The 22,362-nt window shown below is 65.5% G+C and carries 17 protein-coding genes and 1 tRNA gene; 5 read left to right on the top strand and 13 right to left on the bottom strand.

The features are described 5' to 3' along the window. Nucleotides 1-6 precede the first annotated feature (6 nt). The 8 genes from puhB to bchF form a co-directional block, all read right to left on the bottom strand. On the bottom strand, nucleotides 7-663 hold the full coding sequence (gene puhB / locus BLV04_RS14155) for a photosynthetic complex putative assembly protein PuhB (protein WP_093033272.1): 657 nt from the start codon (nucleotides 661-663) through the stop codon (nucleotides 7-9). Then, nucleotides 660-1,427 carry a photosynthetic reaction center subunit H gene (puhA, locus tag BLV04_RS14160; RefSeq protein WP_093033275.1) on the bottom strand — a complete coding sequence of 256 codons (768 nt, stop codon included), beginning with the start codon at nucleotides 1,425-1,427 and terminating at the stop codon, nucleotides 660-662. The genes puhB and puhA overlap by 4 nt, the downstream gene beginning before the upstream one ends. 282 nt (nucleotides 1,428-1,709) lie before the next feature. Continuing rightward, complete coding sequence (gene bchM, locus BLV04_RS14165; RefSeq protein ID WP_093033278.1) at nucleotides 1,710-2,411, bottom strand: magnesium protoporphyrin IX methyltransferase; 702 nt, start codon at nucleotides 2,409-2,411, stop codon at nucleotides 1,710-1,712. Further along, a complete protein-coding gene (gene bchL / locus BLV04_RS14170; protein ID WP_371828643.1) occupies nucleotides 2,411-3,322 on the bottom strand; it encodes a ferredoxin:protochlorophyllide reductase (ATP-dependent) iron-sulfur ATP-binding protein in 912 nt (303 codons plus the stop codon). Before bchL ends, bchM begins: the two co-directional genes overlap by 1 nt. Further along, complete coding sequence (locus BLV04_RS14175; RefSeq protein ID WP_093033281.1) at nucleotides 3,319-7,056, bottom strand: magnesium chelatase subunit H; 3,738 nt, start codon at nucleotides 7,054-7,056, stop codon at nucleotides 3,319-3,321. Before BLV04_RS14175 ends, bchL begins: the two co-directional genes overlap by 4 nt. After that, entirely contained in the window at nucleotides 7,031-8,638 is a 1,608-nt protein-coding gene (bchB, locus tag BLV04_RS14180) for a ferredoxin:protochlorophyllide reductase (ATP-dependent) subunit B (protein ID WP_093033597.1), read from the bottom strand. The genes BLV04_RS14175 and bchB overlap by 26 nt, the downstream gene beginning before the upstream one ends. A gap of 4 nt (nucleotides 8,639-8,642) precedes the next feature. Next, nucleotides 8,643-9,926, bottom strand: coding sequence for a ferredoxin:protochlorophyllide reductase (ATP-dependent) subunit N (locus BLV04_RS14185; RefSeq protein WP_093033284.1), 1,284 nt, complete (start codon nucleotides 9,924-9,926; stop codon nucleotides 8,643-8,645). Beyond that, on the bottom strand, nucleotides 9,923-10,414 hold the full coding sequence (bchF, locus tag BLV04_RS14190) for a 2-vinyl bacteriochlorophyllide hydratase (RefSeq protein WP_093033287.1): 492 nt from the start codon (nucleotides 10,412-10,414) through the stop codon (nucleotides 9,923-9,925). Before bchF ends, BLV04_RS14185 begins: the two co-directional genes overlap by 4 nt. A gap of 571 nt (nucleotides 10,415-10,985) precedes the next feature. On the opposite strand from bchF, the gene ppsR (BLV04_RS14195) reads away from it, so the two are divergent. From ppsR (BLV04_RS14195) to BLV04_RS14210, 4 genes are all read left to right on the top strand, one after another. Continuing rightward, nucleotides 10,986-12,410 (top strand): transcriptional regulator PpsR, encoded by a 1,425-nt coding sequence (gene ppsR, locus BLV04_RS14195; protein WP_093033600.1) that lies wholly within the window; start codon nucleotides 10,986-10,988, stop codon nucleotides 12,408-12,410. 5 nt (nucleotides 12,411-12,415) lie between these two features. After that, a complete protein-coding gene (gene chlG, locus BLV04_RS14200) occupies nucleotides 12,416-13,324 on the top strand; it encodes a chlorophyll synthase ChlG (protein ID WP_093033290.1) in 909 nt (302 codons plus the stop codon). 95 nt (nucleotides 13,325-13,419) lie between these two features. Then, entirely contained in the window at nucleotides 13,420-14,625 is a 1,206-nt protein-coding gene (locus BLV04_RS14205; RefSeq protein WP_093033293.1) for a geranylgeranyl diphosphate reductase, read from the top strand. Between the two features lie 39 nt (nucleotides 14,626-14,664). Then, nucleotides 14,665-14,931: a hypothetical protein gene (locus tag BLV04_RS14210; RefSeq protein WP_093033297.1), complete on the top strand. Its 267-nt coding sequence runs from the start codon at nucleotides 14,665-14,667 to the stop codon at nucleotides 14,929-14,931. 11 nt (nucleotides 14,932-14,942) lie between these two features. On the opposite strand, the gene BLV04_RS14215 is transcribed toward BLV04_RS14210, so the two are convergent. Then, entirely contained in the window at nucleotides 14,943-17,138 is a 2,196-nt protein-coding gene (locus BLV04_RS14215) for a PAS domain-containing sensor histidine kinase (RefSeq protein ID WP_093033300.1), read from the bottom strand. Nucleotides 17,139-17,157: 19 nt separating this feature from the next. Continuing rightward, nucleotides 17,158-18,531: a transcriptional regulator PpsR gene (ppsR, locus tag BLV04_RS14220; protein WP_245731889.1), complete on the bottom strand. Its 1,374-nt coding sequence runs from the start codon at nucleotides 18,529-18,531 to the stop codon at nucleotides 17,158-17,160. Between the two features lie 139 nt (nucleotides 18,532-18,670). On the opposite strand from ppsR (BLV04_RS14220), the gene BLV04_RS14225 reads away from it, so the two are divergent. Further along, a tRNA-Arg gene (locus BLV04_RS14225) sits at nucleotides 18,671-18,747 on the top strand. 84 nt (nucleotides 18,748-18,831) lie between these two features. Here BLV04_RS14225 and BLV04_RS14230 read toward each other — a convergent pair. The 3 genes from BLV04_RS14230 to BLV04_RS14240 are packed head-to-tail and all read right to left on the bottom strand — an operon-like array spanning nucleotide 18,832 to nucleotide 22,306. Next, nucleotides 18,832-19,584, bottom strand: coding sequence for a type III pantothenate kinase (locus BLV04_RS14230; RefSeq protein ID WP_093033302.1), 753 nt, complete (start codon nucleotides 19,582-19,584; stop codon nucleotides 18,832-18,834). Further along, nucleotides 19,581-20,468, bottom strand: coding sequence for a biotin--[acetyl-CoA-carboxylase] ligase (locus BLV04_RS14235; protein ID WP_093033606.1), 888 nt, complete (start codon nucleotides 20,466-20,468; stop codon nucleotides 19,581-19,583). The genes BLV04_RS14230 and BLV04_RS14235 overlap by 4 nt, the downstream gene beginning before the upstream one ends. Then, the gene (locus BLV04_RS14240) at nucleotides 20,465-22,306 is read right to left on the bottom strand and encodes a M61 family metallopeptidase (protein ID WP_093033305.1); all 1,842 of its coding nucleotides are present in this window, start codon (nucleotides 22,304-22,306) and stop codon (nucleotides 20,465-20,467) included. The genes BLV04_RS14235 and BLV04_RS14240 overlap by 4 nt, the downstream gene beginning before the upstream one ends. Nucleotides 22,307-22,362: the final 56 nt, after the last annotated feature.

Consider the following 22,362-nt stretch of genomic DNA (forward strand, 5'->3'; position numbering starts at 1 on the left):
ACCTCTTCAGGATGTCGGTGTAGGGTCGGATCCAGCGCGGTTGGCCGTGCCCGCATCGGCGTGCTCGGCGCCCTTTTCGGTTTCGGCCAGAAAGCGGTTGAGGGCATCCGACAGGATCCCGGCGACCCGAGCAACATCGGGAATCGCTCGGAGCATCGGCTGCGGTTTGGTGAAATGCCAGGGACGGACATGCGGCCACAGAACCGTGTAGGAGGTCCGCGTAGATGCGACCAGGATGATGGGGATGTCCCCGGTCTCGTCGCGATGACGCTTCATCTGCGCGGAGTGGATCTGCGCAAACGGAAAGTTCACGATCATCGGCAGTGCCACACCGAAACGCATCACCACGCGGCGCGAGGTAATGGTATAGACCGTGGACCTCGCCATCGCCCAAGCCAGCAGCAGAAGGCCGCCGATCGAGACGACGCCGAGCGCCGTGATCCAGAGCGCGCCGACCACGACCTCGCCCGTCGTCTCCCCCGCGGAGAGATCCGCGAAGATCCGCCACACCAGAATGATGGCGAAATAGACGGCGACCTTCCGGACATGAAAGGCGCGCCGCGCCAAAGCGGTCCAGCGCGGCGCACCCTGCCAGAGCATCTCCTCGCCTGGAGGAAGATGCTCGGGCAAGCCCCGAATGGGCTCGAACTCATACTCTCTCACAGCAGAGGCTCAGACCGATCCGCAGCTGCGTAAAGTTGGCCACCGGCATAGTAGGCGCAGATCTTGTCCTCTTCGTAGAGGGTGACCTGATCGGGCTTGGCCAGACCCGGCACGTTCGCGAAGTGCTTGCCGGCGATCGACTTGACGTTGACCTTGCGGTTCTTCTTGTCGAAGCGCGTGAAGTTGATCGGCAGCAGGACCTGCTTGCCGCCCTTCGCCACCTTAACCTCGAGGTAACGGATCTGCGGCTCGGAACGGTCGACCCAGACGTCGGTCACGGTTCCGCCGACTTCGCCGTCGAATCCGACAACCGTCATGCCGCGCGGATCCGGATCCTTCTCGGCGATCGAGAAATCGGTGGCGACACGCAGCGGGACGATCTTGGGCGCGCCCTCGAAGGTCAGATCCGGATGCTTCTCGCGGTCCGGGGAAGCGGACGGACCGAATCCAGACAGCATCGGATCGCCGTTCGGGATGAGCGGGGAGCCCGCGCCCGGCTGAGCCGGCGTCGCATTGATCTTCTCGGCCGCCTCGACACGCGGCACCGTGACGGTTCCACCGTTGTGCGGCAGCAGATAGGTCTTCGGCTGCGGCATCGAGGGGAAGCCTTCGATCTTGATCTTACCGCCGCGGGTGGATTCGAGCGGATAACCTTCACGCTTGTTTTCGCGGTGCAAATAGAAGACAAGCCCGGCGAAGAAGAACCAGAAGACATAGAGGACGATTTGAGCGACGTCGATATAGCTGGTAATGGCTGCTGACATGATAAGACCTCCGTAGGACGAAAGACTAACCGTTAAAGCCGGTTAGGCCGAAGCGCGATGACCGTCGTTGATCGGATTTGCTCGGGGGAGCGACAAGCCGATCAAGGTCGACCAACGTGGGAAAAACCGCTCTGGATCTCGATGTGATTGACGACTCCCTAGGGAATGAAAGGACCGGCCGAGGCCGGGCCGAAACCACGCCCGAGTGCCTTGCCGCAACCTTCCGCGGCATCGTCTGCAGGGGCGCACGGACGGCAGTCTCGAAACACCACACTCGACTGCTCACGCGGGCACCAACTCCAGTGCCTGCGACGTATAAAAACCGACGGCGATCCGCCTGGTCCGCTGCGGCTGCCAGCCCGCGAGGGCCGGCTCGGCGGCCAGGAGCGCGCGCAGCCGATCCGGTGCGACCGGCACGATCGCAGGCGAACGGTTGCCGCGCGGAAAGAGCTGCCCGACGGCGTGCATGATGGCCAGCGCGGGCGTTTTAGGCGCGAAGGTGAAGAGGATCGAGCCGCCGGTCCGCCCGGCCAACCCGGCCAACACCTTCACGACGTCCGCCGGCACGTAATGGATCAAGGAGTCCATGGCGACAACGTGATCGAAGCGCCCGTGCGCCGGATCCAGCATGTCGCCGGCCTCGAAATGGACCGACCCGGGGCCGAGATCCTTCGGGGTGCGCTCCTGCGCGATCCGGATCAGGGTCGGTGCGACGTCGATGGCGACGACCTCCGCGCCGCGCCGTGCCGCCTCGAAGGCCAGTGCACCCGTCCCGCAACCGGCGTCGAGCAGTCGCTTGCCCGTCAGATCGGCGGGCAGCCAATCCAAGAGGGTCGCCCGCATGTCGTCGCGACCCGCGCGCACGGTAGCCCGGATGCGGCTGACCTTTACGTCGGATGTCAGCTTGCGCCAGGCGTCGGCGGCGGTGCGATCGAAGTAGGTTTCGATCTCTTCGCGGCGCTCTTGATACGAGCCGTTGGCCATCAATCGAACCCCAGAAAATCAAAGATATCGCGGTCGCGCATGGGCTGCGCGTCCAATGGCTCGACCCCGTCCCACAGCATCTGCGCCAGACGAAGATACTCGGACTTGGCATGCTCCAGTCCGTCTGCGTCGTCCATCTCGAACAGGGTCGACTTCTTCAGCCGACTACGCCGAATCACATCGAGGTCCGGCAGATGCGCAAGCCGCTTGAGGCCCACCGCGCCGTTGAAGCGATCGATCTCGTCGGTATTCACGCTGCGGTTGGCGATGACGCCGCCGATGCGCACGCCGTAATGCTTGGCCTTGGCCTGGATCGCCGCGGCGATGCGATTCATCGCGAAGATCGAGTCGAAGTCGTTGGCCGTAACGATCAGCGCACGCTCGGCATGTTGCAGCGGCGCGGCAAACCCGCCGCAGACCACGTCGCCGAGCACGTCGAAGACCACGACGTCGGTATCTTCGAGCAGGTGATGCTGCTTTAAGAGCTTGACGGTCTGGCCGACCACATAGCCGCCGCAGCCGGTGCCGGCCGGCGGACCGCCCGCCTCGACACACATGACACCGTTGTAGCCCTCGTAGACGTAATCGCTCGGGCGCAGCTCCTCGGCATGAAAGTCCACGGACTCAAGGATGTCGATGACCGTGGGCACCAAGCACTTCGTCAGCGTAAAGGTCGAGTCGTGCTTGGGGTCGCAGCCGATCTGCAGCACCCGCTTGCCGAGCTTGGAAAAAGCGACCGACAGGTTCGACGAGGTCGTGCTCTTGCCGATGCCGCCCTTGCCGTAGACGGCAAAGACCTTGGCGGTATCGATCCGGATATCCGGATCGAGCTGGACCTGAACACTGCCCTCCCCGTCCGGGTGCCGTGGAAAGTCGCCGAGCATGCCGGCCGGGATCTCTTGGATCGTCACGCGGCGGCCTCCTCGACAATACCTTCGAGCCGATCTTCAAGCTCTTCGCCGGCCTGACGCAGCGCCTCGAGCGTGGCCGCATCGGGCGACCAGTAGTTGCGCTCGTGGGCCTCGATCAGTCGGTTCGCGACCTTGGCGGATGCCGTCGGGTTGAGCTGCGCGAGACGATTGCGCATCTCCTCGTCGAGCACATAGGTCTCGGTGAGCTGCTGATAGACCCAGGGCGCGACCTGACCGGTGGTGGCCGACCAACCCATGGTGTTGGTCACATGGACCTCGATCTGACGGACACCTTCGTAGCCGTGCTTGAGCATGCCCTCGTACCACTTGGGATTGAGCATGCGGGTGCGCGTCTCGAGCGCGACCTGCTCGGCCAGGGTGCGCACCACGCCGTCGCCGCGTGTCTGATCGCCGATATAGACGGGCACCTCGTCGCCCTTGAAGCGGCCGACCGCGCGGGTGATGCCGCCGAGGGTGTCGAAGTAATGATCGACCGTGGTGACGCCCAGCTCGACCGAGTCCAGGTTCTGGTAGGCCAGCTGTACGGTGGAGAGCACGCTCTTGAGCAGCTCGGCCTGACGGACCGGCTGACCGGTACGCCCGTAGGCGAAGCACTTGCGACGTGTATAGGTCTCGGCCAGCTCGTCCTCGCCGTCCCAGTTGCTGCTGTCGACCAGGTAGTTGACGTTGGCGCCGTAGGCCCCGTCGGCGTTGCTGAAGACCCGCAGCGAGGCGGTCTCCAGATCGCAGCCCTGTGCCTCTTGATAGGCCAGCGCATGCTTGCGCACGAAGTTCTGCTCGAGCGGCTCGTCGGCCTGGGCTGCAAGGAAGGCGGCCTCGGCCAACAGACGGGTCTGCAGGGGCAGCAGATCGCGGAAGATCCCGGAGAGCGTCATGACCACGTCGACACGCGGGCGGCCCAGCTCTTCGAGCGGAATCAGGGTCGCGCCGGCCAGACGGCCGTAGTTGTCGAAACGCGGGAGCGCACCGATCAGCGACAGGGCCTGCCCGATGGGTCCGCCTTCTGTCTTGAGGTTGTCGGTCCCCCAGAGCACGAGCGCAATGGTCTCGGGGAAGCCGTTGCCCTCCTCCGACATGTGTCGCTCAAGCAGACGCTGGGCCTGACGCGCGCCGTCCTTAACCGCGTAGGCGCTCGGCAGACGGAAGGGGTCGAAGCCATGCAGGTTGCGCCCGGTCGGCAGGATCGCCGGGGTCCGCAGCAGGTCGCCGCCCGGTGCCGGTCGAATGAAGCCGCCGTCGAGTGCGTGCAGGATCGCCGGGGTCTCGGTGTCCTGGATCAGGAGCCGGTCGGTCTCGGCCAGCTCGCGGAACAGCTCGACGTTCTCGTGGGAGGTGGGCATGCCGCCGGCCTTGAGCGCCTTTTCGGGCGTCTTGCCGGAGACCAGCGCCTCGATGGCGGCGCGCGTCGGGTGCATGTCCTTGGACGCCTCGGCGACCGCGAGCAGCAGGTCGAGCCGCTCCTCTTCGGTCGGCGCCTCGCCGACGACATGCAGCCCGTGCGGGATCAGGGTGTATTCAAGCTCCAGCACCTTGTCGTGGAGCTTGGCAATGCGGCTCTCCGCATCGTCGGTCCAGGTCGGCTCCAGCTCGGCCAGATCAAGCTCGGCGGCCTGGGCCTGAATCAGCACGGCCAGCTCGGCGCGCTCGTCTTTCTCCTCGGGGGGCAGACCGCGCATGCGCTCCATCGAGCCCTTCAGATCGATCAGACCCTTATAGAGTCCCGCGTGGGCGATCGGAGGCGTGATGTAGCTGATCAGGGTCGCCGCGGCTCGCCGCTTGGCGATGGTGCCTTCGGACGGGTTGTTCGAGGCGTAGAGATAGACGTTGGGCAGATCCGTGATCAGACGATCGGGCCAGCAGGCCCCCGAGAGACCGGCCTGCTTGCCGGGCATGAACTCGAGTGCGCCGTGGGTTCCGAAGTGCAGCACCGCATGGGCACCGAAGTCGTCGCGGATCCAGCGATAGAAGGCTGAGAAGGCATGGGTCGGTGTGAAACCTTTCTCGAAGAGCAACCGCATCGGGTCGCCCTCGTAGCCGAACGCGGGCTGGATGCCGACGAAGACATTGCCGAACTGGGCGCCGAGCACGAACAGCGAGCCGCCGTCGGTCTGCTGCTTGCCGGGTGCCGAGCCCCACTGGGCCTCGATCTCGGCCAGCCAGGGCTCGCGCCGGACATGATCGTCGACCGGAATGCGGACATGCACGTTCGCATGGGAGCCGAAACGCCCCGAGTTGCCGTTGACGATCTGCTCGCGCAGCGCGTCGACATCCTTGGGCACATCGACCTTGTAGCCTTCCGCGTGCATCGTCTTCAGGGTGTGATAGAGCGAGGCAAAGACGGACAGATAGGCGGCCGTGCCGGTGTTGCCGGCGTTCGGCGGGAAGTTGAACAGCACGATCGCGACCTTGCGCTCGGCACGCTTGGTCCGGCGCAGACGCACCAGACGCTCCACACGCGAGGCCAGACGTTGCGCGCGCTCGCTGTGTGACTGCATGTCGCGCGCGCCGTCACCCGCACCGCCGCCGCTGCGACCGCCGTAGACCATGGAGCCGGTCGCGCCGTCGAGCTCGGGGATGGCGACCATCATAGTCGCTTCGACCGCGAGCAGACCCTGGCTCGATGACTCCCATTGGTCGACGTGCTGGAACTCGACCGCCAAAGTGGACAAATAGGGCACGTCCAGCTTGGTCAGGATCTCTTCGGCCGCTTTGGAGTCGTTGTAGGCCGGCCCGCCGACCAGCGAGAAGCCGGTGAGCGAGATGACCGCATCGACCGTCGCCTTGCCGTCCTTTAAGAAGAACCGCTCGATCGCCGGGCGCGCGTCCAGACCGCTTGCGAAGGCGGGGATGACCTGCAGACCGCGCGACTCCAGCGCCTCGATCACGCCGTTGTAGTGGGCGGCGTTGCCGGCCAGCACGTAGGAGCGCATGAGCAACAGACCGACGCGACCGACGGGGCGGCCGTTGACGGGCGGCAGGCTCGCGAGCTGATCGGAAATCCGGCCCTTCATCTTGGGATGATAGAGACCGACGTCCGGGTACTCGACGGGCGGCGCGGCCTTGATGGTCCCGCGCAGATGGCGCCTCGGGCCGTCCGCATAGCGGTCGACCAGGAACCGGATCATGTTGCCCAGATTCTCGTCCGAGCCGGCCAGCCAATACTGAAGCGTCAGGAAGTAGGCGCGCACGTCCTGGGCGGTGCCCGGGATGAAGCGCAGCAGCTTGGGGATGCGTCGCAGCATCGACATCTGCTGGGCGCCCGCACTTTGCTTCTTCTCCTTGCCGCCGCGCAGACGCTTGAGCAGCGCCATCGGGCCGCCCGGGGATCCGTCCATCTTGAATCCGCCGAGCCGTGTCATCTTCATCAGCTCGCCGGCCGACATGCAGACGATCATGGCGTCACACTGGTCGCGGCGGGCGGCCAGCGCAGGCAGGATGGGTTTGAAGTGCTCTTCCATGACCAGCATGGTGATCATGATGATGTCGCCGCGTGCGATGTCTTCGCGACAACGCTCGAGCAGCTCCGGGGAATCGGCCCATTCGGTCGCGGCGTACAGCGTCAACTGAAGGCCGGGCAGCTCGCGCTGCAAGGACGGACGCGCCCGCTCGGTGGTGCCGGCGAGGTGCCCGTCGAGATTCACAATGACCACACGGACCGGGGTGATGTCCGTGGTCGTGGCGCGCTTGTCAGCGGCCGAAGTGCGCTTTGGCATCGTAGAGCGTCTCCACAGTGATGGTCTGGATGCCCTGTTCCGCCGCGAAGCGCTCGGTATTCCGACGCGCCTTGCCGCGCACGAAGAACGGGATCTTTTTCAGCTCCTGCTCGGCTTCCGCTGCCCAAATGACGGTTGAAGCATCGGCCTGCACCGGCGAATCGACTGGCGAATCCGCCGGTTCGGCCGCCGACTGCGACTCGGATCCGCCCTCGGCCGGACGACTCGTCCCGACCCGCGATCCGAGATGCGACGCCGTGGCCGCATCGTGAAACTCGAAGTCCTCCCGGAACATGGTGATGAGATGCTCTTCGAGCCCCATCATCAAAGGGTGGACCCAGGTGTCGAAGATCACGTTCGCACCTTCGAAACCCATCTGCGGCGCATACCGCGCCGGAAAATCCTGGACATGCACGGGCGCGGAGATGACCGCGCAGGGGATACCCAACCGCTTGGCGATGTGGCGCTCCATCTGGGTGCCCAACATCAACTCGGGCTGAAGCTCCGTTGCCCGTTTCTCGACCTCGAGGTAGTCGTCCGTAATCAGCGGCTCGACGCCGTAGCGCTTGGCACACTCGCGCACGTCGCGGGCAAACTCGCGGGCATAGGTCCCGATGCCGACGACGGTAAATCCCAACTCTTCGGCGCACATCCGCGCCGCGGCGACCGCATGGGTGGCGTCGGCGAAGATGAAGACACGCTTGCCGGTCAGGTAGGTCGAATCGACGGATCGCGAGTACCAGGGCATTCTAGACGAAATCGGCGACTTGGCATCAGTCACGTCGATCCCGGCGATGCGCCCGACCTCGTCGAGAAAATCACGGGTCGCGCCGATCCCGATCGGCACCGTCTTCACCGTCGGCTGACCGAACATCCGCTCCAGCCAAAGACAGGTCTGATCGGCCGTCTCGGGATAGAGACAGACGTTGAAATCAGCCTCCGGGATGCGGAGCAAATCTTCCGGGGTGGCGCCCAAGGGCGCGACCACATGGACATCGACGCCGACCGAGGCGAGCAGCCGAGTGACCTCTTCCACATCGTCGCGGCAGCGAAAACCCAGCGCCGTCGGGCCGAGCAGATTCGCACGCGGGCGCCGATCGGCCGGTCTGGGCTCCGGGTGGCGTCCAGCCTCCGGGACGCGGGGCTTCAGCAGACCACGGACCAGTTGGTAAAAGGTCTCGTTGGCGCCCCAGCATTCCTTGCGCGCGTAGGCCGGCAACTCAAGCGAAAGAACCGGTACCGGCAGACCCATCCCGCGCGCCAGCGCGCCGGGCTGATCCTGGATCAGCTCGGCCGTGCAGGCCTCGCCGACCAGGAGGACGCGCGGTTTGAAGCGCTCGAAGGCCTCGCCGACGCTGGTCTTCACCAGCTCCGCGGTATCGCCGCCCAGCTCGCGCGCCTGGAAGCTGGTGTAGGTTACGGGCGGGCGTGTCGCGCGCCGCTCGATCATGGTGAAGAGCAGATCGGCGTAGGTGTCGCCTTGGGGCGCGTGCAGGACCAGATGCACGCCTTCCATGGAGGCGACGATCCGCATCGCGCCGATGTGCGGGGGTCCTTCGTATGACCAAAGTGTCAGCTGCATGGCGTCAGACCCGCAACAAGGCAGCACGCCGCAGCGGCCGCGCGAAGAGCTCGGCAAGATCGGCGGCTTGATCGAAGCCATGAACCGGCGTGAAGACCAGCTCGATGGACCACTTGGTCCGCAGACCCTCGGACTCCAGCGGATTGGCTAGGCCCAGACCGCAGACTGTGAGATCGGGGCGATCCTCGCGCAGCCGATCGAGCTGCCGCTCGAGATCCTGACCCTCGGTCAAACGCACGCCCTCGGGCAAGAGGCGCATCTCCTCGGCCATGAGCTGGCGGTCGAGAAACGGCGTACCAACCTCGACCAGCTCCATGCCGCATTCGCGCCGCAGGAAGCGCGCCAGCGGGATCTCAAGTTGCGAATCCGGGAGGAAGCTGATGCGCTTGCCTGCGAGGGACGCGCGATGATGCGCAAGCCCGCGCTGGGCCCGCGCGATCGCCGGCGCCGTCACGGCGTCGAGCACCTCGCCCGTCACGCCCCAGGCCTCGGTCGCCGCACGCAGCCAGCCGAGTGTGCCTTCGGCGCCGAAGGGATAGGGCGCGGTCAGCAGACTTGCCCCCCGCGCCTCGCAGGCCCGTGCCGTCTCCCCTAAAAAGGGCTGGGCCAGCAGGACCTTGGTCCCGCTGCCCAGGGGAGGAAACTCGGTGGTCCGACGCGGCGGCAGAAAGTGCACCGGACCGATCCCCAGCTCGGCGAACAGCCGGGCGAATTGATCTTCGACCACGTCGGGCAAGGTCCCGAGGACCAGCAGAGAGCGCTCGCCGCTCGGCAGCTGCGGCAACTCGGGCACCAGCGCCTTCAGACAGGCGTCCTCACCTTGCGTGAAGGTGGTTTCCAGACCGCTCGCCGAATAGTCGAGGATCCGCACCCGTCCGCGATAGACACCGGACAGACGCTCCGCGGCCTTCGCCAGATCGAGCTTGATGACCTCGGACGGGCAGGAGCCGACCAGGAAGAGGGTGCCGATGTCGGGGCGCCGCTCCAGGACCTCGGCGACCACCCGATCCAGCTCGGCGTTGCAGTCGGCCAGACCCGCCAGGTCGCGCTCGTGCAGGATCGCGGTGGCAAAGCGCGGCTCGGCGAAGATCATCACACCCGCAGCGGACTGCAGCAGATGCGCACAGGTGCGCGAGCCGACGACCAGGAAGAAGGCGTCCTGGATCTTGCGGTGCAGCCAGACGATCCCGGCCAAGCCGCAGAAGACTTGCCGCTGGCCGCGCTCGCGCACGACGACCGGGAGTGCGTCGCCCGCGGCGGATACCCTGCCCAGTTGCTGCACACTCATTCGGCCGCCTCCGCAAGGGTCTCGCGATCCTTATCGAGGCGGGCGGCGCGCAACTTGATCAGGAACTGCCCGGCATTGATGACATAGGTCGCATAAGCGGCCAGTGCCAGCCACATCAGCCCTTGCGTGTCGAGCGCTGCGGTGGCGAGCGCGACCAGATAAGCCGTATGCAGGGCCAGCACCAGCATGCTGAAGACGTCTTCCCAAAAGAAGGCCGGCGCAAAGAGATAGCGCCCGAAGACCACGCGCTCCCAGATCGCGCCGGTGATCATGATGGCGTAGAGCACGAGCGTCTTCACGACGATCGATACGGTCGCGGCAAGCTCGCCCTCGCCTGTCGCCAAATAACGCAGCACCAGATAGAGGCTCACCAGGAAGACCAGAAACTGCACCGGCGCAAGAATGCCCTGAACCAGCGTCCACGGGGACTCATCGCGGCGGAGGCGCTCCTCCGGGGTGTAGAGAGGTCTGCGTTGCTGCGGTTGCATTCGAGAATGATTCATCAGTGGACGAACTAGGGTATGATCCGCCGTCGCGTTCTACATATGACGAATCTAGTCCGCTTTCAGGGATGCGTCAACCAAACTTTACGTAAACCTGACTTGACAACCCCGTACCAGGCACCACAATAGGGTAGCGAGCCCGACCGTGGTGAACCGGCGTTTCTGCATTGCCATCGGCAGCAGCCGCGCCCCGCAGCTGGCGTATGCCTGCTGCGGCAAGCTCTCCCGACTCGGACTCCGCACAACGGCGGCACTCGGACGATCCCGAACGGATCGGCAGGGCGGCACGCACCTCGCGCCTCGGCGTATTTTCCTTGACGACTGTCGTCCCCGAGCAGCGCAAGCGGTCTCTTGTGATCATCGATACGAGACAGGATCCGGCCGAAGCCGGGAGCCGCGTCGGGCGATGCGCTCGAGGCCGAGGGACGCCACCGCGCAGGTGTCGGATGCCCACGGGCATGCCGCCCCGTCAGGGACGTTCCGGCGAGCCAGCCGCTATCGGCACCGAAAACGGGTTGCGCGGGCGCGCCCAGAGGCATTGGAGGGTCTGGTCGTCGTGAGTCCGTTCAGAGCCCCGAAGGAATCGTTCGGCACCCTCGATGCCGAAACGGCGGCGGCGCTGGTTGAAGGCGCAACCGACATCGCGGTCGTGGTTGACCAGGCGGGCATCGTCTGCGATATCTCCTTCGGCAGCGAGGACCTTTCGAGCGAGCTCAGCAGGGACTGGATCGGGCAGCCCTGGCTGACGACCGTGCTGCCGGAGAGCCGCGCCAACCTCGAAGCCTTGCTCAGCGAGGCATCCGACTCCGGCGTCACCCGTTGGCGACAAGTCAATCATCCCTCCGTGCGTGGGACCGACATCCCGATCCAGTACCGGGCCTTGCGTCTCGGAACAAGTGTCGTGGCCCTGGGGCGCAACCTCCAGGGCATGGCCGCCCTGCAACAGCAGCTCGTCGACGCCCAGCAAGCACTCGAGCGCGACTACTGGCGCTTCCGCCAGGTCGAGACCCGTTATCGGCTGCTGTTTCGTATGGTTTCGGAGGCCATCCTCATCATCGATGCGCCGACCCAGCGGGTCGTGGAGGCGAATCCCGCCGCGGGACAACTGCTCGGCGAATCCCCGACGCGGGTCATCGGCCGCCCATTCCCGGAAGGGTTCGACACCGAAGGCACACAGGCGATCAATGGTCTGTTGGCCGGTGTGCGTGCTGCCGGACGGGCCGACGACGTGCGGGCCAAGCTGGCCGACGGCATGCAGGAGTTCCTGGTGTCGGCCTCGCTGCTGCGTCAGGAGAACCTCTCGTTCCTCTTGGTGCGGCTCTCCCCGATCATCGCCGAGACCGCTACCTCGACCCTGCCGGAGAATCGGGCACGCTATCTTCGGGTCCTCGAGAACGCACCGGACTGCGTCGTCATCACGGATGCGGACGGGCGGGTCCTGAGCGCGAACAACACATTCCTGGCCTTGACCGAGATCGCCGCGGAGCAGCAGGCGCGGGGCGAGTCGCTCGACCGTTGGCTCGGACGTCCGGGCGTCGACCTGAATGTCTTGATGGCCAACCTGCGGCAACACGACACGGTCCGACTCTTCGCGACTACCTTGCGCGGCGAGTACGGCTCCACGACGGATATCGAGATCTCCGCCGCGGCGGTACGCAACGGAGAGCGCCCCTATTTCGGGTTCTTCATCCGCGATGTCGGTCGCCGGCTCCATGCCGAGCAACCGACGAGCCCGGAGCAGCCGCGCTGGCTCGATCAGCTCACCGACCGGGTCGGGCGAGTCCCTCTCAAGGAGCTGGTGCGCGAGTCGACCGATACCATCGAGCGGCTTTGCATCGAGGCGGCGCTCAAGCTGACCGGGGACAATCGCGCCTCGGCGGCCGAGCTGCTGGGCTTGAGCCGCCAAAGCCTATACGTCAAAATCGATCGTTACGGCATTTCAGACCAAGCAGCCGAGCCATCGGCGCCAGACGACAAGTGAGCGGCATGAATCGAAGCGCTTTACCCGCGGCAGCGTCCGCATATCCGTCCATGCCCGCGATTTTGGAAGTGTCGCATCCCATCACCTGGTTCCCGCCGATGTGGGCCTTCGCGTGCGGGGTCGTGTCCTCCGGGGCGCCGGTCCTGCAACAGTGGTGGCTGCTGATCGCCGGCGTGCTGTTGGCCGGCCCCCTGATGTGCGGGACGAGCCAGGTCGTCAATGACTGGTACGACCGCCACGTCGACGCCATCAACGAGCCGAACCGCCCGATCCCCTCGGGGCGAATCCCGGGGCGCTGGGGCCTCTATCTCGCACTCATCTGGACCGCGGTCTCGCTGCTGCTCGCTTGGGTACTCGGGCCTTGGGTCTTCGGGGCATCGCTGATCGGCATGGCGCTGGCCTGGGCCTACAGCGCACCGCCGTTCCGTCTCAAGGGCAACGGCTGGTGGGGCAACCTCGCCGTCGGCTTCTCTTACGAAGGATTGGCCTGGGTCACCGGGGCCGCCGTCATGCTCGGCGGCGCCATGCCGGACTGGCGCATCCTCGCGCTCGCCGTGCTCTACAGCATCGGCGCGCACGGCATCATGACGCTCAACGATTTCAAGGCGATCGAGGGCGACAAGCAGATGAACGTGCGCTCGCTGCCGGTTCAACTCGGTGTCGACGGAGCCGCGCGTCTGGCCAGCATCGTGATGGCCGTGCCTCAGGCGATCGTGATCGCGCTGCTGCTCGCCTGGGACAAGCCGGCCCACGGGATCGCCGTCGGCGTGGTTCTGCTGATCCAACTGCTGCTGATGATTCGCTTCCTGCAGAGTCCGCGCGAGCGGGCGACCTGGTTCAGCGGTCTCGGCGTCAGCGTCTACGTCACCGGGATGATGATCAGCGCCTTCGCCGTGCGCGGGCTTCTCGCTTGAGCCAAACCCGACCGGACGCTTGATCGCGCCTGCCCGGCGCTCGCGCCCCGGGCTTCGGAACACTTCGATTTACCCAACCTCAGGGCCAGCATTCGATGACAAAGCTTGAAACATTCGACGTCGTGATCGTCGGCGGCGGGCCCGCCGGTGCAACTGCAGCAACCGATCTGGCAAAGCGCGGTCGCCGCGTCCTCCTGCTCGATCGAGGCGGGCGCATCAAGCCTTGCGGCGGCGCCATTCCGCCACAGGCGATGCGTGAGTTCGATATCCCGGAGTCCATGCTGGCGAATCAGGTCAACTCAGCCCGCATGGTCTCCCCGTCCGACCAGCGTGTAGACATGCCCATCAACGGCGGCTATGTCGGCATGGTGGATCGCGAGCATTTCGACGAGTGGCTGCGCGAACGTGCGGCGCAGGCCGGAGCCGAGCGGCGCACCGGCACCTTCGAGGCGGTCGAGCGCGACACCGACGGTATGGCACTCATCCGCTATCGACCGGGCGCGGGTCGCAGCGGCAACGAGTCCGAGCGGGTCCGCGCCCGTGCCGTGATCGGTGCCGACGGGGCACACTCGGCGGTCGGGAAGCAGTGCGTTCCGGGCGCGGACAAGATCAAATATGTCGCCGCCTATCACGAGATCGTGCGGACCCCCCCCAACGGCGGCCCGGCCGATTTCGACGGCACGCGCTGCGATGTCTACTATCAAGGCGACATCTCGCCGGACTTCTACGGCTGGGTCTTCCCGCACGGCGACACCACCAGCGTCGGCGTTGGCACCGCGGTGGAGGGCTTCTCACTGAAGAGCGCGACCACCGAGCTGCGTCGCCGCGCCGGGCTGGAGCACGCCGAGACCCTGCGTCGCGAGGGCGCGCCCATCCCGTTGAAACCGCTCAAGCGCTGGGACAACGGACGTGACTTGGTGCTGGCGGGCGATGCCGCCGGGGTGGTGGCTCCGGCCTCGGGCGAGGGCATCTATTACGCCTTGGTCGGCGGACGGCTGGCCGGCGACGCGGTCGACACCTTTCTCTCCACCGGCGATGCACGCGCACTCAAGAGCGCACGGACACACTTCATGAAAGCCCACGGCAAGGTGTTCTGGGTGCTGGGGATGATGCAGCACTTCTGGTATTCCAGCGACAAGCGTCGCGAGCGCTTCGTGAGCATGTGCAAAGACCCGGACGTCCAGTCTCTGACCTGGGATGCCTACATGAACAAGCGTCTGGTCCGCGCCAAGCCGGCGGCCCATCTGCGGGTCTTCTTCAAGGACATGGCGCACCTCTTGGGTTTCGTCTCGGCGCGCTGACGCGACGCGATCGCGCCGAGCACACCGGGAGGCGCCATCATGGCCGAGCTCTTCGCAAGCGGGCGCTTGATCGATCTGATCCTCGGTCTGGTCGTGATCGAGGCGATCGCACTGACACTTCTCCACCGCCTGACGGGCAAAGGTGTCGCTCCGCGCGATCTGGTCGGACTGCTGCTCGCGGGCGCCTTCCTGCTGATCGCGGTGCGTTTCGCCTTGACCGGTGCCGAGTGGGTCTGGATCGGAGCCTGGCTGGCCTTGGCCCTGGTCGCACATCTCGCCGACCTTGCCCTGCGCTGGCGACCCTGACCAAACCCGCGTCAGTTGCCGGCAAGCGGATCGCTCTTCGTGTTCTGAGCCGAATACCAAGCGAGGTGCTCAAGGAGCTGTGTGGTGCGCTGGACCGATGACTGAACGGCATCGACCAATGCAGGCACGCGGCCCAAATCGACGCCGTCGGTCACCTCGAGCGCGGCAAGCTGCGCATTCCCGACGATGGCCGAGAGCAGCTCGCGGTACAGCGGGTTGGCACTCCATTGCAACTGCTGGCGCATCAGCTTTTGCTGCTCCAGCAGGCCGGCCTGGACCCGATGCCGGGCATCCTCGGCCCTCTTGCGCTCGCTCAGATCGGTCAGCAAGAGCACGAAGCCCAAGACGCGCTCAGGCGAGGAAAAGACCGGATCGGCGCGCACCAGAAACGGGCGAAGGCCGACGTCCCTGGTGTTCAACTCTACCTCGCCACGCCAAGCGCGACGATGCGTCACCAGCTCATGGAGACGGCGACGCGCCTCCGACTGCGTCGGCTCCGAGAACAAGGCCAGCAGATCGTCCAAGCATTTCGGGCGCGATTGATCCGGATGCAGGAGCCGCTCGAAGGACTGCGTGGTCAGCAGAAAAACGCCGTCCGCATCGGCGATGAGTATTGGCTGCTCGGAGACACTGACCTGAGAGCGGACTTGGGCAAGCTGCGCCTGGGCGATGAGCACACGGACCGAGCGAAACTGCTGGATGACATCCGCGACGGATTCGCCGATCAATCTGGCCGTGGCCAGATTCGCGGAAGTCCAGGGATCGGATGTGCCCTCGACCACCTGATGCCATTGAGCGAAGGAACGCCGCGGCGAAAGCTGCGAAGGATCGTCTCCGCTGAAGACCGGCTTGAAGGGATTGCCGCCCCAGGTGACGGTGCGCACGCGCTCGGGACGACACCAGATGAGATACTCGCCCGTGCAGCTCGAGACCGGCGCGGCGAGGATCCCGCTCGCCACCGGCGTCAGATAGGCCAGACGAGGCTCGTCGCGCCGCAACGAGGCGGTCGCCATCACCGCACGCTGCGGCTGTGCATCCAGCCAAGCGCCGATCTCGCGTAGGTCACGCGTTCCGGGGACATCTCCGGTGGTCAGAATCCTGCCGTCGCAGAGCAAGGCCGCTCCCGCTGCATCGACGGTCTGGAGCAGGGTTCGGGGATCGTCGAAGAGGGCGGAGGTCCAGTCGCCCTCACGCGAGATCGCCTCGACCATCCGCTGCTCGAGCCGCCGCACCGACAGCTCCGCCTGAGCCTGAACAAAGCTCTCCAAGGCGGCGATCCTTGTCGCCACCGCCTCCGCCAGGAGCTCGCAGACCGCCCGAATCTCGTACTGCACGAAGCGCGGCCCGCGATGATGGCAGGCAATGAGGCCCCACAACCTGCCGCCGACCAAAAGCGAAGCAACTAGTGTCGCCCCGACACCCATGTTCTTCAAATACTGGATGTGGATCGGCGACATGCTGCGCAGACTGCACAGCGACATATCCAGATCCTCGCCCGTGACGGGCGAGGCCCGGGGGTGGAGACGCACGGGTTCGTAGTCCACATCAACCAGAAGCCGGATCCGATTGCGCTCGTAGAGCCGACGTGCAATTTGGGGGATATCGGAGTCCGGGTAACGGTTGCCGAGGTAGGCCTCGAGCTCGGGCTCGCGCTGCTCGGAAAAGACCTCGCCGTGCCCCTCGTCGTCGAACCGATAGACCATGACCCGATCGTAGCCGGAGATCGCCTTGAAGATCCGGGCGGCTTCGTCGCACAAGGACCGCAACGACGCAGAGGCGATGATCGTCTGCAGCGCCTCATTGATCCGGCCCGATAGATCGACCGTAGTCCCCGATGGCTCGAGCTCGACGACCAATCCACCCGCCGGCGGACGATGCACGATGGCATCGAAATAGCGCCTGGGGTCCGCCCCTAACGGGGTTCGCAACACCAGCGGGATCTGCCCCAGATCATCGTCGAGTCTCGGACGGACCCGCGCGGCCAGAACGGGCACGAGGTCGCCGAGAGGACACCCGATCGGATCCCGGTCGAGACGCAGCAGGCTCCGCGAATTCTCGCTCGCCTGGATCACGACAAGATCCGGCTCCGACAGAACGATCAGGGCACCGTGGGGTTGAATGGATGCGGCAAGCTGAATCTGCTCGCGCTCGCAATTGGAAAGATCGGCGTGCCCGAATGCCGGCGAGGAGATGAGATCGGGGGTCAAGTGGACTGCACTCCGATGCTTAGGGCCGATGTCCTGGATCCGTAATCGTGTCCTGATCCATCCCGTACCGCTTGAGCTTGACGTAGAGACTCTGGCGACTCAGACCCAAAAGGTCGGCGGTTGCGGTGCGATTACCGCGCGTGAGGTCCAATGCCTCTTCGATATAGTGCTGCTCGAGCACGCTGACCGCCTCGTCCACCAAGGCGCGCAAGGGGCCTTTACCGATCCGCCCGGTCAAGGCGGTCAAACGTCCGCCGAGACGCTCGTCGTTGTCTCGCCGCGGCAAACGCCTGCCGACATCGCGGAACAAGATGCCGATAGACGTCGGGTCGCTGTCCAGATCGCCGGCCGCCGAGATCTCGACCTCTGTCTCGGCGCCGAGATCGCCGCGGAGGCTGGTCAAGAACGGACGGACGACGCCGAGTCGCGCGATCGTCGTCAACAGCACGCCCATATCGGCGCCGGGCCGGTCGAGCCAACGTCCCAGACTCTGCTGCAACACCCCGCCCGAGGTCGGCATTTGAACGAGGTCGAGGAAGGCCGGATTCACCCAGCGAATCAAGCCGCCTCGATCGGTCACGACGAATCCGTCGGGCAAGCGCTCGATCAGGACGTCCGCAACCCCCCCGTCGGCAGACTGCCGAGGCGTCGACAATTCCCGGGTGGCGGTCAGTTGCAGAAGGTACAGTGAACCGGCCTCGGAGGCGAGCCGCGACGCACGCACCATCCAAGCCGCTCGCTCCGCACCGAGATGAAGCAGAATCCCCGGGGCGCTGCCCTGGTCGTCGAGCCGTTGGAGCATCGCGTGAAAGACGTCGCGCTCGCCGTCGACCAACTCGCCGGAAAAATCTTTGCCGACCAAAGGCCGATGCGCTCCGGTCGAACCACCCAGGACGCGCGACGCGGCCGGGTTGACGTCCTGTATCGCCAGACCGTTGACTCGCAACAGAATCACCGCATCGCTGGAGGATCCGAACAAGAGCCGATACCGGGTCTCGACCTCGCGCAGCTTCCAATAGTCCCGCTCCATCGTCTGCTGCGCCTCTACCAGGCGCGTCTGCAGCTCGGTCACGGCCTGGAGACTGCGGCCGATGGCGACCAAACCGGCATCGCCTCCCAAACGCACCGCGGTATACTCGATCGGAAGACGTAGCCCCGACGGAAAGATTTGGTTGACCTGCCGGAATGCCGAGACACCCGAGTCTCGAGCGTCGTCGACGAGACTCTGCAGGCCCTCGCTCCCGAGCTCCTCGACCGTTTCGGTCCATGGACGCCCGACCCAGGCATCCAGTGCCTCGCCGTGGATCGCCGGGGACAAGGCAGCGCGCCGGATCACGCCCGCGTGATCGAGGAAGATGGTGACGTCGGGCTGGGCCAGATTGGTCATGGACATGGACGTAGGGACCTGATCACGCTTCAATAATCACCGCTTCTCGGCTGGACTTCAACCGAAATCGGTCTGAAAAAGATCGTGACCGGTGCCTGCGGCCATTCCCCGGGTTACACTGTAAGCCGACGGATGTCGACAGCATGCCCTCGTAGCTCAGTTGGATAGAGCGATCGCCTCCTAAGCGGTAGGTCACAGGTTCAAATCCTGTCGAGGGCACCAAACACCCGTGCATGACCGCCCCTACACTCACGTCGCGCCTCAAGCCGACGCACCCGATTCGGACCCACCCATCGAGGCGAACACTCATCCGATGGCCGGGGCATCGCCCGAGACGACCTCAGAGAGCCCGCGCAAGACCAAATCAGGCATCACCCGAGCGGGTCGATCCATCGCCGGGATCAGACGCTCGGCGTCGCCGCCGGTCAAGATCAACGCCGGGGATGTCTGCGTCTGCCGCTCGAGTCGATCGTAGAGCCGAGTTGTCAGGGCCGCGATTGCCTGAAGGCTGCCGGCCGCGACGGCGGGTCCCGTATCGGCCGCCCAGGGTTCATCGGTCGGCTCGGAGGCGATCCGCGGGATGAGGGTTCCGGCCAGAAGACTCGCCCGCATCATCTCCACCCCGGGGAGGATCAGACCGCCGAGATGACGCCCGTCGGCGAGCAGGAGGTCGAAGGTGGCCGCGGTTCCGGCATCCACGACCAACGCCGTCTCCGGGACGAGACGATGGGCGGCGACTAGGGCGAGCCAGCGATCGACACCGAAGCGCTCCGGCTCGGGATAGGCGATACGCAAGGCGCCGAAGTGCGCTCGGGTCTGTACGAATTCGACGTCGAGTCCCCAATAGGCCCGGGTTGCGCGGCTGATCGCCGCGGCGACCGCTGGGCCGCCCACGTTGCTCGCGACGATGCGCCCGGGCGCCTCCAGCCGCTCCCAATCGGCCAGTAGATCGAGCGGTACCGCTGCGCCGTGGCGCACGATCCGCACCTCGCCGGGAGAACCGCCGTCCGAGAGCGCCCAGCGCAGGTTGGTGTTTCCGATATCAAGCAGCAGCATCATCTCTCGCCCTCGCCCTCGCCCTCGCCCTCGCCTGCGACCTCGGCCTCGACGTCGCGTCGCAAACTGACCTCTCCCGCATGGAAACGCATTTCCCCGTCGGCGGTGTCGAGCCGTAAGGCGCCGTCCGAAGCGATGCCGAGCACCCTGCCCCGAATCTCTCGGTCCGAGAGCAAGAGGCGCACCTGCTCGCCGCGAAAGGCGTCGAACTCGGCCCAAAGCGCGAGGAACGGGGTCAGGCCCTCGCGACCGAAGCGCTCGAATGCGTCGATCAGGGCCTCGGCAACCAGCGCCGCCAATGCGTTGCGACCGAACCGCGGATGACCGAGAACCTCGGCAAGGTCGACCCACGGCTGGTCGATGACACGCCCTTGATCGGGCGCCATCCCTACATTGATCCCGACCCCGACCACCAGAGCGCAGGGGCCTTGAGCCTCGCCGGCAACCTCCAAGAGCATCCCGCCGAGCTTACGCCGACCCCAGAGCAGATCGTTCGGCCATTTGAGCGCAAGCCCCTCTGCCCCGATCCGACGCAGCACGTCCGCGACGACGGCCCCCGCGACCAAGCTGAAACCGCCCAAGGCAGCCGGCGGCGCGCTGTATCGCCAGAGCATGGACAGATAGAGGTTGGACCCGCAAGGCGAGATCCAGGGACGCCCGAGACGCCCCCGTCCGGCGGTTTGACACTCCGCGAGGCAGAGCGTCCCGCAGGGCGCGCCCCTCGCCGCCTCGCGCATCAGGTAGCGATTGGTCGAGTCGATCTCCGTGTGAATCACCAGACGAGCAATTGCCCGGCGAGCGCCCGGGGACAGTGCCGCGAGGATCCGCTCCGCGTCGAGGAGCTCCGGGCGCGCGTCCAGGTCATGCGACCTTGAGCCGGGTGTCACGCCTCGCGATCCCCGCTGTCGCGGACGACGCTCGCGAGCCAACGCGTGCGGGCCTCGAGCACCGGCGGCGGCACCGCATCCAAGAGCATCAAATCGCAGGTGTCGGATCGCGCCGGCGCCGGGATGGCGAGCACCTCGATCAACTCGTCGCGCCGAAAGAGATGGATCCTGACCCCGGACGGGGCCGAAACACGCACGACCAGGGACTCCAAATTCTCCGCAGTAGCGCGCAGGCCGTCGACCGCGACCACGACGTCTCCCGGGGCGATTCCCGCGCGCTCGCCCGGCCCGCCGCGGATGACGTTTTGCACGATCGCCTCGGAGGCGCCCGGACGCAGGCGCAGATCCAGGCTCGGGCGCGCCTCCCGATGCTCGAAGCGCTCCGGGCACCCGCCCTGATCCTTTGGCCCGTCCGCGGGGCGCAGCCGCATCGCGATCCCGACCCCCGCCAAGAGCGGCTCGAGATCGAGGTCCTCGGTCCCGTCCAAGGCGGACGAGAAGAAGCCGTCCAGATCGAGTCCCGAGACCTCGGTCGCGACCGCTTCGACTCCGTGCTCCGGAACGCCGAGACCCATGCGGCCATAACGGCCCCAGAGCGCGCGCATGACGTCGTCGAGCGATGACGTACCCTGCGTCCCCGCCCGAATCGTCAAGTCAAGCGCCAAGGCGACCAAGGCGCCCTTGACGTAATAGCTCACGATGGCGTTGGGTGCGTTTTCGTCTTGTTTGTAGAACTTGGTCCAGGCATCGAAGCTTGACTCGGCCAGGGTCTGCACCTCGCGCCCGGGGGTTCGCATCAAGCGGGTGATGGTCGCGGCAAGCAAGCCGAGATAGGTCCGGACATCGATACGGCCGCTGCGCACCAAGGCGAGCTCGTCGTAGTAGGACGTGATGCCTTCGAATGCCCAAAGCGTGCGCGTGTGGATCTCTCGATCCAGACCACCAGCCATCAGCGCCGAAGGCCGAATGCGCTTGACATGCCAGAGATGGAAATATTCGTGGCTGCACAAGCCCAAGAAGCGGACGTATGCATCGGTGCGCTTCTCGTCGGTCGGATGGGGCAGGTCATTGCGCGAGCAGAGCAGGCTGGTGGAGAACCGATGCTCCAATCCGCCGTAGCCCTCGCCCAGAGCCGTCACGAGAAAGAGATAGCGATCGATCGGCAATTCACCGAACAGGGCTACGTGCTCGGCGCAAACACGCAGGAGGTCGCTCTCGAGTCGTGCCTTATCGGCGTGGTGACGACCCGTGATCGCGACGCGATGCGGCACGCCAACAAGATCGAATTCGATACGGTCGAAGCTACCCATCTCGACCGGATGATCGATCAGGTCGTCATAGCTCTCGGCGCGATAGAGACCGAAACCGCGCGAATCGATTTGCTCCGGCACCAGGCTGGTTGCGACATCCCAATCCCCGTCGACTCGTCCGTCGGGCGGTAATAGGTCGATCAAGCAGGGGCGGCCGTCCATACCCAGAATCCGCATCAGGAGAGCGGAGCCGTTGAAATAGGCGTGCGTCGTATCGAGATGCGCCGCTCGAACCGAGAGCTCCCACGCATAAACGTGATAACGCACCCTGATCGCACTGCCCCCCGTCCGACAGATCCAGGTTTGCTTGTCGCGCTTGCGACACTCGAGCGGCGTTCCGTCGACCGATTCGGCGACGAGCGTCAGGATATTCCTTGCGAAGTCCCGGATCATATAGCTGCCGGGAATCCACGCGGGCAACGACAGCTCGATGAGCTCGGCACCAGAATTCGGGACCTCGATCTCGACGTGGAACTGATGTGCTTGCGCAGAAGCGGGGCAAACGCGATAAATCAGGTCGAGCGACATCGGGAATGCGCAGGAGGCAGTAAGGGGAAAGGTGATGTTTCCGAGATCGCGAACGT

It is taken from the genome of Thiocapsa roseopersicina, assembly GCF_900106925.1.
Lineage (GTDB): Bacteria > Pseudomonadota > Gammaproteobacteria > Chromatiales > Chromatiaceae > Thiocapsa > Thiocapsa roseopersicina.

Excerpts from the sequence above, each read along its gene's own strand:
- puhA (WP_093033275.1), bottom strand. The coding sequence starts at position 1,427 with ATGTCAGCAGCCATTACCAGCTATATCGACGTCGCTCAAATCGTCCTC.
- bchM (WP_093033278.1), bottom strand. The coding sequence starts at position 2,411 with ATGGCCAACGGCTCGTATCAAGAGCGCCGCGAAGAGATCGAAACCTAC.
- BLV04_RS14175 (WP_093033281.1), bottom strand. The coding sequence starts at position 7,056 with ATGCCAAAGCGCACTTCGGCCGCTGACAAGCGCGCCACGACCACGGAC.
- bchB (WP_093033597.1), bottom strand. The coding sequence starts at position 8,638 with ATGCAGCTGACACTTTGGTCATACGAAGGACCCCCGCACATCGGCGCG.
- BLV04_RS14185 (WP_093033284.1), bottom strand. The coding sequence starts at position 9,926 with ATGAGTGTGCAGCAACTGGGCAGGGTATCCGCCGCGGGCGACGCACTC.
- bchF (WP_093033287.1), bottom strand. The coding sequence starts at position 10,414 with ATGCAACCGCAGCAACGCAGACCTCTCTACACCCCGGAGGAGCGCCTC.
- chlG (WP_093033290.1), top strand. The coding sequence starts at position 12,416 with ATGAATCGAAGCGCTTTACCCGCGGCAGCGTCCGCATATCCGTCCATG.
- BLV04_RS14205 (WP_093033293.1), top strand. The coding sequence starts at position 13,420 with ATGACAAAGCTTGAAACATTCGACGTCGTGATCGTCGGCGGCGGGCCC.
- BLV04_RS14210 (WP_093033297.1), top strand. The coding sequence starts at position 14,665 with ATGGCCGAGCTCTTCGCAAGCGGGCGCTTGATCGATCTGATCCTCGGT.
- ppsR (WP_245731889.1), bottom strand. The coding sequence starts at position 18,531 with ATGTCCATGACCAATCTGGCCCAGCCCGACGTCACCATCTTCCTCGAT.
- BLV04_RS14230 (WP_093033302.1), bottom strand. The coding sequence starts at position 19,584 with ATGATGCTGCTGCTTGATATCGGAAACACCAACCTGCGCTGGGCGCTC.
- BLV04_RS14240 (WP_093033305.1), bottom strand. The coding sequence starts at position 22,306 with ATGTCGCTCGACCTGATTTATCGCGTTTGCCCCGCTTCTGCGCAAGCA.